This is a genomic window from Photorhabdus sp. RM323S (assembly GCF_042879375.1).
Lineage (GTDB): Bacteria > Pseudomonadota > Gammaproteobacteria > Enterobacterales > Enterobacteriaceae > Photorhabdus > Photorhabdus tasmaniensis.
In genome coordinates, this window is the sequence record NZ_JBHFKZ010000075.1 from 1 (window position 1) to 14948 (window position 14948).

Here is a 14948-nt window from a genome sequence, read left to right on the forward strand (position 1 = left end):
AAAGGCCGTGAAAGCGGTGACGGCGTCAGCCATAACGAAACCATCGTGGATGCGGGGCAAACCGTCATCCTCAATGCCGGCCGAGATGCCACCCTCAAAGGTGCCTAGGTCAGTGGCGAACAGATTACCGCCGACGTAAAACGCAACCTGACGCTCACCAGCGAACAAGACAGCAACCGCTACGATATGAAGCAGCAGAACGTCAGTGCCGGCGTCAGTGTCACGGTCGGCCCTCAGACTGATGGGACAGTGAGTCTCAGTATTGGCCGCGACAAAATCCACAGCAACTTTGACTCCGTGCAGGAACAGACCGGGCTGTTTGCCGGCAAAGGCGGCTATGAGGTGAAGGTGGGTGAACATACCCAGCTTGACGGTTCGGTGATTGCCAGTACCGCCGATAAAGACAAAAACACCCTGGAGACCGGTACCCTGAGCTTCGGGGATATTCAAAACAAAGCGGATTTCAAAACCGAACACCGGAGCGCCGGATTCAGCACTGGCGGACCGGTAGGGAGCTCATTGCTGAGTAATCTGGCCTCCAATACCCTGGGGGGCGCGAATAAAGAAGGCCATGCCCAAAGTACCACTCATGCCGCCGTTAGTGACGGCACGATTGCTATCCGGGATAAGGACCACCAACAGCAGGATATCACCACCCTGAGCCGCGACACGGATAATGCCGGCAATGCGTTAAGCCCTATCTTTGATAAAGAGAAAGAGCAGAAACGACTGAGACAGGCGCAACTCATTCGGGAAATCAGCGCACAAGTAATCGATATTGCCAGTACCGAGGGGTCTATTATCGCCACCAAAGCCGCCAACGCGAAAATGGCGAATATCAACGAGCAGGACAAAGCGGATGCCAGAGCGAAACTGGCGAAAACCAGCACTCTCCCCCCAACTGAGGATGACATCAAAAACCAAATCTACAACACGGCTTACAATCAGGCACTGAATGATTCCGGCTTTGGTACCGGCGGTAAATACCAGACCGCCTTACAGGCCGCAACGGCAGCCATTCAGGGGCTGGCAGGCGGGAATATTGGTCAGGCACTGGCGGGTGGGGCTTCACCGTATCTGGCCGGGGTGATAAAAGACCTGACCACTGACCCGCAAACCGGTAAAGTGGATATCACCACTAATACCCTGGCCCATGCGATTCTGGGTGCGGTGGTTGCGGAAGCCAGCGGTAACAATGCATTGACGGGTGCTGCTTCCGGTGAACTGGCCGCCCAGGCACTGATGAAGCATATTCATGGTGAAGATGTTAAAGTCAGTGACTTAAGTGAAGAGGAAAAGCAGACTATCAGCACCTTCTCCACCCTGGCGGCGGGTCTGGCAGGCGGAATTGCAGGAGACTCTACCGGAAGTGCCATTACCGGGGCACAGGCTGGGAAGAATGCGATTGAGAATAACTTTTTGAGTGTCAAAAAGAATGATGCGTTGATCAAAGTGCTTGACGACCAAAAGGCAGGTAAAAACCTCTTGGAAGCTTCACAAAATATCGTCAGACTCACCAATGAAGACAAAGCCAGTAATGTGATGTTAGATAAATATCGCAAAGGTACATTAGATGAGAAAGGAAAACAGGAATTGTCTGTTTTACTCAATCAATATGGCTATGAATTGCAGACAGAATATGGTTTTTCAGGAAAAGAAGCTGCGACAGCAATTCAGAATTTAGTTAACGGGGGCGCATTTGTTGCGGCTGCCGTAGATGCGAAAGCCTATAATGAAGCATTAAGCTATCTGAAAACGTACAGCGTACATTCAGGACAAGCTGCTCTCGGAACGGATGCCTTAATGGTATTACCCGGCACGCCAGGAACACTTATTCGGGGAAGCCTTGTAGCAGGTGGTTCATACCAAACAGGTACGGGTATTGGTCAGGTTATTGACGGCAAATATGGTAGTGGCGTAGCAAATATGAGCCTGGGTTCATTGGCAATATTTGGCGGAGTAGCAGGTAACAAAACCATAACCAAACCAGCAGAAGGAATCGTCTCACCAGATAAGCTCACAATTCAGGAAAGCAGTAGAGTTTTGGATAAAAAGACTCATACCTCCATTCCCAAGGTAACAGCAGAGTTAACCGATAAAGAAACCGGGAAGAAATTTACTGACACCAATCAGGGAAATCGGTCAGATTACTATCTTGGTGATCAAAGTCGACCCACACTGATTAATGGTCGGATACAAGCCAAAATAGAAAAATATCCCGGTAAAAACCTTCCTAATGGAAATATGGCATCAGCACATGCAGAAGTTGGAACTATCCAACAAGCTTATGAAGACGGGATAACTATAGGTCGAGAGATGATATTGAGAGTATCAAAAGAACCTATCTGTGGTTATTGCCGTGGTGACATTGCAGCAATGGCTGACAAAGCAGGACTGAAATCACTTACAATATATGAAGAAAATACAGGAAAAACGTTATATTGGACCCCTGGAATGAAATCAATTAAGGAAAAAAATTAAGAATGAATTTTTCTATCAGCTGGACCTTGAATGGAAAAGGAGATAATTACAAGTCCCCCACATGGTCACATATTAAGCAGGCTATAGTGAATTTAAAGAATCAATCAGGAACCGTAACATTAGATGTCACCGACAATATAACTAGTGCTGAAATGCTACAGGTAAGAACGGAGGATGGGTGTTATTTGCTCACATTAGGTGAAGTAGTGGAAGATGAATATAATGTTCGTTCTTATTGGGACCCAGAAGGACCAGATAAAAAAATTAATATCCTAGGTGATTATTGGCCAGCTCGCCAACTCACAAAAGATTTCGATTTTGTTGTGAAAGTATTCAAGGAATTTTTTGATACAGGCAATGTGTCAAAAGAACTTCTAAATTAAGTAACCAAACCCCGGCAACTGCAAAACCGGGGTTATTTTTACCACACGCATTAATCCGGCAGGATAATGTCAAATTAATTCAAATTCTTGCATGAAACCAAAGCCGCCCTCAGCGGCATACAGGCGGTACAGGCAGCCCGTCTGGCTGATGCTAAAGGCGGTGACGACAAAGCCAATAACAATCTGGTCGGCATCAACCTCTCCTACGGCAGCCAGTCCGCCCGGTCAGAGCAGAAACAGCACCAGACCACTCAACAGGGCAGCAGCGGGATGACCGGACTCTTACGAAAGAAATGGAAGATCTGAGCCTGAAAGCGTAATGAATTAATCGTGACCTGTGCGTCAGATCCGGCAGCTTGTAAAGAAAAATACGGTGAACTCCCCGCTAACAGCATGCTAGTACGTCAGGCTATCGATAAGGCATTGTTACTAGCACGGAATTTGCGCAGAAACTTGAGACACAGTATGGTCTGGATAAGCAGCGCGCGGAAATCTTGGCGGGTGCGGCACTGGGTGCTGTGACTGGCGGGCTGGGTAATAATGCTAATTCAGGGAAAACTACAACGTCTTCGTCTCCAAAAGGTTCGGCAGATAACAAAGGTACTAACTCAGCTAAGGGCCAGCAAGGTAAAGCCAGAAATGATGGATCAAAAACGCTTAATACCCGAATTGTAAAACATGCGGATGGGAAATTTGAAATCAAGTCACTACCTGATATGCATGGTAAAGCGGCGGGTGATCTTGATGCATTAAAAAAAGAATACAATACACTGAAAGAGTTACGAATTCAGAACCAAAAGGAATTTGCTAAGAATCCAGAAAATAAGGCAAATTTATCTATTTTGGAGAAGAAAATTCACAACTTCACAACGTTGAGCGTTCTCAGGAAATGAATAAGGTGCTAAATAACGCAGGTCTTCCTGATACTAAAGCTAATAATAATATGATAATAGACACACTGCTGGATTCAGCAAAAAGCGTTACACCTGAAAATAGGAAAACATCAGTTGTTGTTTCAGGAAATAATGGTTCGGTTAGAGTTTATGCAACTTGGACAATCCTACCGGATGGCTCGAAGAGATTAGCCACTGTTCAGACAGGAACTTTTAAATGATAAAAAGAAGAGAGCTTATTGAATTGATTTCAGGATTAAATAGTTATCTTGAAAATGGTTATGTAAATACAGGATCGTATGAGAATCCTTCTGATGATGCAATAGATTATTTAGGAGAACTGTTATTGAAAGATCCTAGATGTTGTTTGGATTTTTGTAAAAAAATCCTAAACACGAATATTTTTGATGGCGATTTCGTCAAATCTATTGCTTTGGATTTTTTGATTTTATCGGAATCTAATTGGTTGGATGCTTTTGACTATTTGCTCAATAAAACTGAAACATTATCTATTCCAGAATTAGAAAAGGCATTGTTCTACTTCTATTGCGCAAAAAATGAACCAAAATCATATCCTGTACCTAAGGGGCTTTTTGATAAATTGGTAGAAAGGTATCAGGTATTAAAAACTGAACCTGATGCAAATTTTTATCATCTACATGAAATTTATAGTGATTTTGTTAAAGCATATTCATTAGATTATTAATTAGCTGTAAATCCCGGCCTTGAGCCGGGATCACCTTTTTAGCCGTCAGCCATTCTCAGCCAGCCGGATAATCAATAGCCCGTGCTCAATGCTGACCTGCACCGGCTGCCCGGTGGCAAAGCCCGCTTCTTCCAGCTAGTTACCTTTAAGATGCAAACTGTGCCACATCAGTGTGCCACCTGCTGTTTATGAGAAACAAGAAAAAGAGGCGAAAAAGATGTCCGGAATTATCATGCCACTACAGGCGAAGAACTGCGTTATTTTAGTGGTAAGAATGAAGGGGTTAAAATATTCCAACACAATAAATTTTTCCCTGAGCAGTTTGATACCAAAGTATTAGCTAATTGGGCCCCGTTGCGTTGTATTTGACTTTAAGGTAGCAAGGTTGAATTAAATCCATTGCTTTTTAGTAAGTTATTGGTTTAGTTTGTAGTCTTGCGATAAAAACATAAAAAAGCTGGGTGGGATAGCTTATAATGTCTTTCCCCTTAAAAACCGGCATGAATGGATAGTATGAAATACCGTGACTTAAGAGATTTTCTAGCCTTATTGGAGCAGAAAGGTGAGTTGAAACGTGTTAGCTTCGAAGTTGATCCTTATTTAGAGATGACTGAAATTGCGGATCGTACCCTTCGCGCTGGTGGACCTGCCTTGTTGTTTGAAAATCCCAAAGGTTATTCAATGCCTGTATTGTGTAATTTGTTTGGTACTACTGAACGTGTTGCTATGGGGATGGGGCAGAAAGATGTTAAGGCTTTGCATGATGTAGGTAAGTTATTGGCTTTTTTGAAAGAGCCTGATCCTCCGAAAGGTTTTCGTGACTTGGTGGAGAAGCTACCGAAATTTAAGCAAGTTCTTAATATGCCGACCAAACGGCTTAATAGTGCGCCTTGTCAGGAGCAAGTTTGGGCTGGTGACAATGTAGACTTAACTCGTCTTCCTATAATGCACTGTTGGCCAGAAGACGCTGCTCCGCTGATTACTTGGGGGCTGACAGTAACCCGTGGTCCGAATAAAGAGCGGCAAAATCTTGGTATTTATCGCCAGCAGGTGCTGGGTAAAAATAAACTCATCATGCGTTGGTTATCTCATCGCGGTGGAGCCCTTGATTTTCAGGAATGGTGTCAGGCTCATCCAGGAGAACGCTTCCCGGTAGCTGTTGCATTAGGTGCCGATCCAGCGACAATATTAGGTGCTGTGACCCCAGTTCCTGACACATTATCGGAATATGCATTTGCTGGGTTATTAAGAGGATATAAAACAGAAGTTGTGAAATGTCTTTCAAATAACCTGGAAGTACCCGCAAGTGCTGAGATCATATTAGAGGGATATATTGAGCCTGGCGAATTAGCGCCAGAAGGGCCATATGGTGACCATACGGGCTATTATAATGAAATCGATATGTTCCCGGTGTTCACTGTAACGCATATTACTCAACGTCACGATGCTATTTATCATTCGACTTATACTGGTCGTCCGCCAGATGAACCTGCTGTGCTAGGGGTTGCATTGAATGAAGTGTTAGTACCGATTTTACAAAAGCAGTTTCCTGAAATTGTCGATTTTTATCTGCCGCCGGAAGGTTGCTCCTATCGTCTTGCCGTCGTGACTATGAAGAAACAGTACGCTGGTCACGCCAAGCGGGTCATGATGGGAGTCTGGTCGTATCTGCGGCAATTTATGTATACAAAATTTGTTATTGTTTGTGATGATGATATTAATGCCAGAGACTGGAACGATGTCATTTGGGCAATAACTACACGAATGGATCCGGCAAGAGATACAGTATTAATGGAGAATACTCCAATCGATTATCTTGATTTTGCATCGCCAGTCTCAGGATTAGGGTCGAAAATGGGAATGGATGCAACGAACAAATGGCCGGGGGAGACGCAGAGGGAATGGGGACGCCCTATTGTGATGAGTGAAGAAGTGCGTACCCGTGTCAACAAGATTTGGGATGAATTAGATATTTTAGGACCATAAGAGGGAACGCATGACAACACTGAGCTGTAAAGTAACCTCTGTAGAGGCTATTACGGAGACGGTTTATCGGGTACGGTTATTTCCCGATTCTCCGTTCTCATTCCGCGCCGGTCAGTATCTGATGGTGGTGATGGATCAGAGAGATAAGCGTCCGTTTTCAATGGCATCAACACCTTCAGAAAAGAAGTTTATTGAACTGCATATTGGTGCTTCTGAGCTGAATTTATATGCGATGGCTGTGATGGATAAAATTCTGGATCAGAAAATGATCAATGTTGATATCCCTCATGGTAAGGCTTGGTTCCGGCAGAGCAGTACTAATCCGCTGTTATTGATTGCGGGAGGGACAGGTTTTTCTTATACCCGTTCTATATTGCTGACAGCGTTGGAAGAACAACCTGAGCGTCAGATCTCTATTTATTGGGGTGGCAGAGAATCACAACATTTATATGAGCTTGCTGAATTACAATTACTTACAGAGCGTTATCCTAATCTGGTGGTTGTTCCGGTTGTTGAACAGTCGGAGAATGGTTGGTGTGGACGTACTGGAACAGTGCTCAAAGCGGTATTAGAGGATTTTGGCAGTTTAGCCAATCATGATATCTATATTGCAGGGCGATTTGAAATGGCAAAAATTGCTCGTGAACGCTTTTGCAGTGAGCGTGATGCTTCTGCTGACAACATGTATAGTGATGCTTTCGAATTCATTTAAAATAATAAAAAAAACCCGCCCCTGACAGGCGGGAATTACGGCAACAACGACTCAGTTATAATATTTTTTACAGATAAGTTCTTAATCCATTCTTTCTATAATAGTGGCAATACCTTGGCCTAAACCGATACACATGGTTGCCAGCCCAAACTGAACATCGCGGCGCTCCATTAGATTCAACAATGTTGTTGTAATACGGGCACCTGAGCAGCCTAATGGATGCCCTAGAGCGATTGCTCCACCATTAAGGTTCACTTTGTCATCCATGCGATCCAGCAAATTCAGACCTTTCATGCAAGCAAGTGACTGAGCGGCAAATGCTTCGTTCAGTTCAATCACGCCAATATCATCCAGCTCCAGACCTGCTTTTTTTAGAGCCTTCTGTGTAGCAGGGACAGGGCCATATCCCATAATGGAAGGATCACAGCCAACAACTGCCATTGAACGGATACGGGCGCGAGGCTTTAGCCCTAGATTTTTAGCATAGCTTTCACTGGTTATCAGCATCGCAGATGCACCATCGGATAAGGCAGAGGAGGTGCCTGCTGTAACCGATCCTGTTATCGGATCGAAGACTGGACGCAGAGCTGCCAGATCTTTCAGGTTGGTATCTGGACGGATAACTTCATCGTAATCAAACAACTTCAGTGTACCATCGGCATCATGACCGTAAATTGGTGATATCTCATTGGAGAATGCACCTGATTGTGTTGCTTGTGTTGCATTTTGGTGAGAACGAAGTGCAAATTCATCCTGCATTTCACGGCTGATATGGTGGATCTTTGCCAGCATCTCGGCGGTCAAACCCATAACTCCTGCGGCCTTGGCGACACTCAGGCTCATTTTAGGATGGAAATCCACACCATGAGTCATCGGAACATGACCCATATGCTCTACACCACCAATCAGTGTGACATTAGCTTCTCCGGTCATAATCATGCGGGCACCATCATGCAGTGCCTGCATTGATGAGCCGCACAGCCGGTTAACGGTCACAGCGGGTACAGAGTGAGGGATATCAGCCAGTAATGCAGCATTACGGGCAATGTTGAATCCTTGCTCCAGAGTCTGCTGAACACAGCCCCAGTAGATATCATCTACTTTGTGTTTTTGTATTGCCGGATTACGTTTAAATATCTCTTTCATCAGGTGAGCAGAGAGATCTTCAGCCCGGACCTGACGGAATGCACCACCTTTTGAGCGCCCCATTGGGGTGCGGATGCCATCAATAATGACTACATTTTCCATGTTTCCAGACCTCACGCTGTTGTTCCGGTGCTGACAGCAATCGTTGCTGCTGTAGGGTAGTAACTTTCATTACGTTCAGCTTTGGCTTTCAAACCAGGTGGTACCTGATAAAGAGCACCGAGGTGAGCATAATTCTCAGCCATTTTAACGTAATTTGCTGTTCCCATTGTTTCCAGATAACGGAAAACACCACCGCGGAACGGAGGGAAACCAATACCATAAACCAGAGCCATATCCGCTTCTGCCGGGCTGGCAATGACACCTTCTTCCAAACAGCGGACAACTTCGTTGATCATTGGGATCATAGTGCGGGCAATGATCTCTTCACCGGAGAAATTATTCTTCGGTTGGCAGATGGTTGCCAACAGTTGATCAGTTTGCTCGTCCTGCTCTTTCTTTGGTTTGCCTTTCTTATCCTGTGTGTACTTATAGAAACCAATACCGTTTTTCTGTCCATAGCGTTGATTTTCATATAGAACATCAATAGCATCTTTATAATCACGCTGCATACGATCCGGGAACCCTTGAGCCATGACTGACTGAGAATGATATGCAGTATCAAGACCAATGACATCAATAAGATAAGCAGGACCCATTGGCCAGCCAAATTCCTTCTCCATAATTTTGTCTATCTGGCGGAAATCACCACCGTCACGCAACAACATACCGAAGCCAAGGAGATAAGGGAGCAGCACCCGGTTTACAAAGAATCCCGGACAGTCGTTAACAACAATAGGTGTTTTACCTATTTTGCTGGCGTAAGCCACTACAGTTGAAATTGTTTTTTCTGAGGTTTTTTCGCCGCGGATCACTTCAACCAGTGGCATACGATGCACTGGGTTAAAGAAATGCATACCACAGAAATTTTCCGGGCGTTTTAGAGAATTAGCTAATTCTGAAATTGGAATTGTTGAAGTGTTGGATGCCAGAACACAATCTTCATTAACCAGAGTTTCAGTTTCTGAGAGTACAGCTGCTTTAATCTTAGGATTCTCTACTACTGCTTCAACCACTATTTGAGCCTGTTCGATGCCAGCATAATTTAGTGTAGGTTGAATAGAAGAGAGAGTTTTCGCCATTTTTATGGCATCCAGACGGCCGCGTTCAAACTGTTTGTTCAGTAGTTTCGCAGCTTCATTCATTCCTAATTCAAGGGCATTCTGACTGATGTCTTTCATCATGACAGGAACCCCTTTGCGGGCAGATTGATAGGCGATACCGCCACCCATAATTCCTGCTCCTAGAACTGCGGCATACTCAGGTATTGTTACTTTTTTCAGGTGTTTTTTCGCCAGTCCTTTGATGTACTGGTCATTAAGAAAAATACCGACTAAAGCACGGGCAACATCTGTCTGTGCCAGAGGGATAAAGTTGGCGGCTTCCACTTCCAATGCTTCATCACGGCCAAGTGTAGCGGCTTTTTCTATGGATTTAACTGCGGTAATAGGCGCTGGGTAATGAGGGCCGGCAACTTTCATCACCATACCTTTTGCCACACTAAAACTCATGCCACGTTCAACTTCATTGAGTTTTAAGGGCTCTAACTTTGGCTGGCGTGCTGCTTGCCAATCAAGGTTCCCAGCAATAGCCTGTTCCAACATTGATACAGCAGAATTAATCAGTTTTTCACCAGAGACAACGGCATCAATCAGGCCGTTTTTCAATGCTTCTTCTGCTCCAATGTCTTTACCGGCAGCAATGATATCCAGTGCGTTATCAGTTCCGATAAGGCGGGGAAGGCGAACTGAGCCGCCAAAACCAGGCATAATACCGAGCTTGGTTTCTGGCAGCCCAATGCGCACATCGGGGGAGGCCACTCGGAAATCTGTAGACAGAGCACATTCACAACCCCCTCCAAGAGCATAACCATTTATTGCTGAAATGGTTGGGACGGGCAAGTCTTCTATCCGGTTAAAAATGCTATTTGAGAAATTAAGCCATTCTTGCAGTTTTTCTACTGGTGCATCGAATAAAGAGAGGAATTCAGTAATATCCGCACCAACAATAAATGCAGTTTTATCAGAACGTAATAAAACGCCTTTTAATTCAGTTTGTTGCTCCAGACTGGCGACAGCCTTATCCAGAGATGCAACAGTCTTGGTATCCAGTTTATTAATCGCGGCCGGGGCATTGAAAACCAGTTCAGCAATGCCATCTTTCAGCCAGCTTACTTGAATTGTTTCACTTTGATAGAGCATGTCGTTCTCCTAAATGAGCGCATACCATCTGGTATGACCAGATAGGTTTGATTGTGGTTATTATGTTAAGTAAATGCAAACGAGTGATTAGTTTTTTGCAAGGGTGATCACAAGTAAGATTTGTATCTCATTGACAGTAATTGTTTTTATATTTTTATAAATAAGGAGTTAGCAGGATCCGATAAATTGGGATGATTTTCGCGTGATACCTGCAAATATCAATAGCTGTGATAAGCTAATGGTTCAGCCATAAAATAAAAAAAGGTCAATTGAAATGGAAAAGTTGGCATCTCTGTACCACGAACATATCTCTACATTGCAACAACGTACCCGCGAAGTACTGGCCTGTAATCAATTGGATGCTCTGCTTATTCACTCTGGTGAATTACAGCGTATTTTCCTGGATGACAGAGATTATCCTTTTAAAGCTAGTGCTCACTTCAAAGCTTGGGTCCCTGTCACTAAAGTACCTAATTGTTGGTTATGGGTAGATGGTATTAATAAGCCTAAATTATGGTTTTATTCACCGGTAGATTATTGGCACAGCGTAGAACCGTTGCCAACCGGTTACTGGACTAAAGAAGTTGAAATGATTCATCTGGCAAATACCGGAGATATCAATTCAGAGTTAAGTACTTATGTGAAACAGAATGTTGCTTATATTGGTTGTTCACAACCAAGAGCAAAAGAACTTGGTTTTTCTGAACATAATATCAATCCGAAAGCCGTTTTGGATTATTTGCATTTTTATCGTTCATATAAAACAGATTATGAACTGGTCTGTATGCGTGAAGCACAAAAAACGGCTGTTGTCGGGCATCTGGCAGCTTATGAAGCATTTCAGGCTGGAATGAGTGAATTTGATATTAATATATCTTATCTGATGGCAACAGGTCATCGTGATACAGATGTGCCTTATGACAATATTGTTGCTATAAATGAAAATGCGGCTGTTTTGCATTACACTTTATTACAGCATAATGCACCTTCAGAAATGCGTAGTTTCCTGATTGATGCTGGCGCTGAATATAATGGCTATGCAGCAGATATCACCCGTACTTATTCAGCAAAAAGTAATAACGAATTTGCTGCTCTGATTAAAGATATGAATGCTGAACAAAAAGCACTAATCAGTACGATTAAAGCAGGAGTTCGCTATACCGAATATCATATTCAGATGCATCATCGGATTGCTAAATTGCTGAAAAAATACGGTATCGTGAAAGATATCAGTGAAGAAGCTATAGTTGAAAAAGGGCTGACAACGCCATTCTTTCCACACGGCATTGGTCATTCTCTTGGATTGCAAGTTCATGATGCGGCAGGGTTTATGCAGGATGATACAGGCACACATTTAGCAGCTCCGGCCATATATCCATATCTGCGTTGTACCCGTATTCTGGAACCCCGTATGGTACTAACTATCGAGCCGGGCCTTTATTTCATTGAATCGTTGCTTGCACCTTGGCGTGAAAGTGATTTCAGTAAGCATTTTGACTGGAATAAAATTGGGATGTTTAAACCTTTTGGTGGTATTCGTATCGAAGATAACATTGTTATCCATGAAAATAAGGTGGAAAACATGACTAGGGATCTGCAACTGCCATAATGAAGCCTTATTTGATACCCACAGCTCCAGTGAGTTTGACTGAAGAGATTAAAAAAAGTCGTTTTATTACCCTGCTGGAGCATACCTGTGGGGCAGATGAAGCTAAGGCATTTATCCAGCAAATCAAAGCTCAGTACCCTGATGCCCGGCATCATTGCTGGGCATTTGTTGCCGGTGCTCCGGATGATTCACAACAATTGGGTTTCTCTGATGATGGTGAGCCTTCAGGGACCGCAGGTAAGCCAATGTTATCCCCGCTTATGGGAAATAATATCGGCGAAATAACCGCAGTTGTTGTCCGTTATTTTGGCGGAATAAAATTAGGTACCGGTGGATTAGTAAGGGCATATGGAAATAGTGTCCAACAGGCGCTGAAATTGTTGGAAACAAAATATAAGGTTCCACAGAAAATCTGCTCCTTGCAGTGTGAATATGCCCATATCTCTATGATTGAACAGTTATTACAGAAATCAGAGGGCCAGATTATTGCCAGTGAATATGCAGAGAGGGTTACTTTGCGAATTTCACTTCCAGCTACCCTTGTGGGTGAAGTCGGTGATAAATTACGTGATCTGAGTCGTGGTGTACTGTATTTAACACCTGATCTGTAAATATTGTCTGTTAACTGGATTTCTAAGGAACCAGCTGAATGCATTTTCGTGCCATAACCCGTATTGTTGGGCTGCTTGTCATTCTTTTCTCTGTCACCATGATTATTCCAGGATTGGTAGCACTTATCTATCGTGATGGCGCTGGGCGTGCATTTAGTCAGACATTTATTTTTGCTTTAGTTATCGGTTTGATGCTTTGGATACCAAACCGGGAGCAAAAACATGAATTAAAACCCCGTGAAGGGTTTCTTATCGTTGTTTTGTTTTGGACGGTACTTGGTAGTGTCGGGGCTTTACCGTTCATCTTTTCTGAGCAGCCAAATCTTTCTATTACAGATGCATTCTTTGAATCTTTCTCTGGTTTAACAACAACGGGCGCTACAACACTTATTGGGCTTGACACTCTACCTAAAGCAATTCTTTTCTATCGGCAGATGCTGCAATGGTTGGGGGGGATGGGGATTATTGTACTGGCTGTTGCAATACTGCCTCTGCTTGGGGTTGGGGGAATGCAGCTTTATCGGGCTGAAATGCCAGGGCCTTTGAAAGATAATAAAATGCGACCACGAATTGCTGAGACAGCAAAAACTTTGTGGTTGATTTATGTGTTACTGACAATTGCTTGTGCTCTGGCGTTATGGGCGGCTGGTATGTCAGTTTTTGATGCTATTTCCCATAGCTTTTCAACCATTGCAATTGGTGGATTTTCTACTCATGACGCCAGTATTGGCTATTTTAATAGCCCCGTGATAAATACTATCATCGCGATTTTTCTACTGATTTCTGGTTGCAATTTTGGTCTGCACTTCGCGGTGTTAACGGGACGCAGCCTGACAGTGTACTGGCGGGATCCTGAATTCCGTATGTTCATCTCTATTCAATTAGCACTGGTGATTATCTGTACTTTTATCTTATGGCACTATGCTGTTTATAAATCGGGAATGGAGACACTCAACCAAGCTTTTTTTCAGGTTGTCTCAATGGCGACAACGGCTGGGTTCAGTACAGATAGCTTTGCCCGTTGGCCCTCATTTTTGCCAATACTGTTGTTGTGCTCTGCTTTTATCGGTGGTTGTGCGGGTTCGACCGGGGGGGGGCTGAAAGTCATTCGTATCTTATTGCTATTCCTGCAAGGCTCCCGTGAGTTGAAGCGGTTGGTTCATCCGAATGCGGTTTATACCTTAAAATTGGGGCGAAGAGCATTACCTGAGCGTATTATTGAAGCTGTCTGGGGATTCTTCTCTGCCTATGTTTTGGTATTTATCATCAGCTTGTTATTACTTATCGCTACTGGCGTAGATGAACTTTCTGCTTTTTCTGCGATAACCGCTACACTGAATAATCTAGGGCCTGGGTTGGGTGTTGTTGCTGATAACTTTACTGCAATGAATCCTGCTGCTAAATGGATATTAGTGATAACGATGTTGTTTGGCCGTTTGGAAGTATTCACTTTGTTAGTTTTATTTACACCGACCTTCTGGCGTGAATAATCTATTGGAAGAAGAAGGATATAGTTATGAACTGCTTGTTGCTTTATTCCAGTCGGGATGGGCAGACTAAGAAAATTATTACCCGCATTGCTGAGAATCTACGCAGAGCAGGGCAGATATGCGATCTCAGAGATTTGGCAACAGCAAAAACAATCGATTTGGAATCTTATGACAAGGTTATGATTGGCGCTTCAATCAGATATGGTCATTTTAGTGCAGCACTGAAAAAATTTGCTATTCGCCATCAACAACAACTTAATAAAATACCAACCGCATTTTTTGGCGTGAATCTGACAGCAAGGAAACCAGAGAAGTGCACACCTGAAACGAATGTATATGTTCGTAAATTTCTGCTTAATACTCCTTGGCAGCCAGATCTGTGTGGTGTTTTTGCTGGTGCGTTACTTTATCCTCGTTATCGCTGGCTGGATCGTGTAATGGTTAAACTGATCATGAAGATGACTGGTGGGGAAACGGATACAACCAAAGAGATTGAATATACCGACTGGCAGCAAGTTGATCGTTTTGCAGATGATTTTCTTAAAGTGGCGAGTAAAAAATAACTGATTTGTTCTTTTTTTCAGTGCTTCGTTGGAAAAATCAGCGAACGACAGTTTTTTTCAAATAAACG

The 14948-nt window shown here is 43.6% G+C and carries 14 protein-coding genes and 2 pseudogenes; 13 read left to right on the top strand and 3 right to left on the bottom strand.

What is annotated here, in order from left to right; translation table 11 throughout:
* From ACGF7G_RS20545 to ACGF7G_RS20575, 7 genes and pseudogenes are all read left to right on the top strand, one after another.
* Positions 1 to 1434: pseudogene (locus ACGF7G_RS20545) on the top strand (VENN motif pre-toxin domain-containing protein); the annotation flags it as partial.
* Positions 1435 to 2483: 1049 nt separating this feature from the next.
* Complete coding sequence (locus ACGF7G_RS20550) at positions 2484 to 2864, top strand: DUF6911 family protein (protein ID WP_387468004.1); 381 nt, start codon at positions 2484 to 2486, stop codon at positions 2862 to 2864.
* Between the two features lie 81 nt (positions 2865 to 2945).
* A pseudogene (locus ACGF7G_RS20555) lies at positions 2946 to 3128 on the top strand (hypothetical protein); the annotation flags it as partial.
* A gap of 66 nt (positions 3129 to 3194) precedes the next feature.
* Entirely contained in the window at positions 3195 to 3386 is a 192-nt protein-coding gene (locus ACGF7G_RS20560; protein WP_387468006.1) for a hypothetical protein, read from the top strand.
* Positions 3359 to 3757 (top strand): hypothetical protein, encoded by a 399-nt coding sequence (locus ACGF7G_RS20565; RefSeq protein WP_387468008.1) that lies wholly within the window; start codon positions 3359 to 3361, stop codon positions 3755 to 3757. The genes ACGF7G_RS20560 and ACGF7G_RS20565 overlap by 28 nt, the downstream gene beginning before the upstream one ends.
* Positions 3758 to 3762: 5 nt before the next feature.
* Positions 3763 to 3978 carry a hypothetical protein gene (locus ACGF7G_RS20570; RefSeq protein WP_387468010.1) on the top strand — a complete coding sequence of 72 codons (216 nt, stop codon included), beginning with the start codon at positions 3763 to 3765 and terminating at the stop codon, positions 3976 to 3978.
* Positions 3975 to 4463 (top strand): hypothetical protein, encoded by a 489-nt coding sequence (locus tag ACGF7G_RS20575; protein WP_387468012.1) that lies wholly within the window; start codon positions 3975 to 3977, stop codon positions 4461 to 4463. Before ACGF7G_RS20570 ends, ACGF7G_RS20575 begins: the two co-directional genes overlap by 4 nt.
* Before the next feature lie 45 nt (positions 4464 to 4508).
* Here ACGF7G_RS20575 and ACGF7G_RS20580 read toward each other — a convergent pair whose 3' ends face one another.
* Positions 4509 to 4598: a SymE family type I addiction module toxin gene (locus ACGF7G_RS20580; RefSeq protein ID WP_387468025.1), complete on the bottom strand. Its 90-nt coding sequence runs from the start codon at positions 4596 to 4598 to the stop codon at positions 4509 to 4511.
* Between the two features lie 378 nt (positions 4599 to 4976).
* Between ACGF7G_RS20580 and ubiD the strand changes: the two genes are divergently transcribed.
* Positions 4977 to 6449, top strand: coding sequence for a 4-hydroxy-3-polyprenylbenzoate decarboxylase (ubiD, locus tag ACGF7G_RS20585; RefSeq protein WP_387468014.1), 1473 nt, complete (start codon positions 4977 to 4979; stop codon positions 6447 to 6449).
* 10 nt (positions 6450 to 6459) lie between these two features.
* Positions 6460 to 7161: an NAD(P)H-flavin reductase gene (fre, locus tag ACGF7G_RS20590; RefSeq protein ID WP_133816329.1), complete on the top strand. Its 702-nt coding sequence runs from the start codon at positions 6460 to 6462 to the stop codon at positions 7159 to 7161.
* Between the two features lie 81 nt (positions 7162 to 7242).
* On the opposite strand, the gene fadA is transcribed toward fre, so the two are convergent.
* The gene (fadA, locus tag ACGF7G_RS20595) at positions 7243 to 8409 is read right to left on the bottom strand and encodes an acetyl-CoA C-acyltransferase FadA (protein WP_387468016.1); all 1167 of its coding nucleotides are present in this window, start codon (positions 8407 to 8409) and stop codon (positions 7243 to 7245) included.
* A gap of 11 nt (positions 8410 to 8420) precedes the next feature.
* Positions 8421 to 10607 carry a fatty acid oxidation complex subunit alpha FadB gene (fadB, locus tag ACGF7G_RS20600; protein ID WP_387468018.1) on the bottom strand — a complete coding sequence of 729 codons (2187 nt, stop codon included), beginning with the start codon at positions 10605 to 10607 and terminating at the stop codon, positions 8421 to 8423.
* A 274-nt stretch (positions 10608 to 10881) separates the two neighbouring features.
* Here fadB and pepQ point away from each other — a divergent pair, with 274 nt between their 5' ends.
* From pepQ to hemG, 4 genes are read left to right on the top strand one after another with little or no spacing between them, the layout of a single operon-like run.
* Entirely contained in the window at positions 10882 to 12216 is a 1335-nt protein-coding gene (gene pepQ, locus ACGF7G_RS20605) for a Xaa-Pro dipeptidase (protein ID WP_387468020.1), read from the top strand.
* Positions 12216 to 12827: an IMPACT family protein gene (locus tag ACGF7G_RS20610; protein WP_387468022.1), complete on the top strand. Its 612-nt coding sequence runs from the start codon at positions 12216 to 12218 to the stop codon at positions 12825 to 12827. The genes pepQ and ACGF7G_RS20610 overlap by 1 nt, the downstream gene beginning before the upstream one ends.
* Positions 12828 to 12865: 38 nt before the next feature.
* Complete coding sequence (gene trkH / locus ACGF7G_RS20615) at positions 12866 to 14317, top strand: Trk system potassium transporter TrkH (protein ID WP_133816324.1); 1452 nt, start codon at positions 12866 to 12868, stop codon at positions 14315 to 14317.
* A 26-nt stretch (positions 14318 to 14343) separates the two neighbouring features.
* The gene (gene hemG / locus ACGF7G_RS20620) at positions 14344 to 14880 is read left to right on the top strand and encodes a menaquinone-dependent protoporphyrinogen IX dehydrogenase (RefSeq protein ID WP_133816323.1); all 537 of its coding nucleotides are present in this window, start codon (positions 14344 to 14346) and stop codon (positions 14878 to 14880) included.
* Positions 14881 to 14948: the final 68 nt, after the last annotated feature.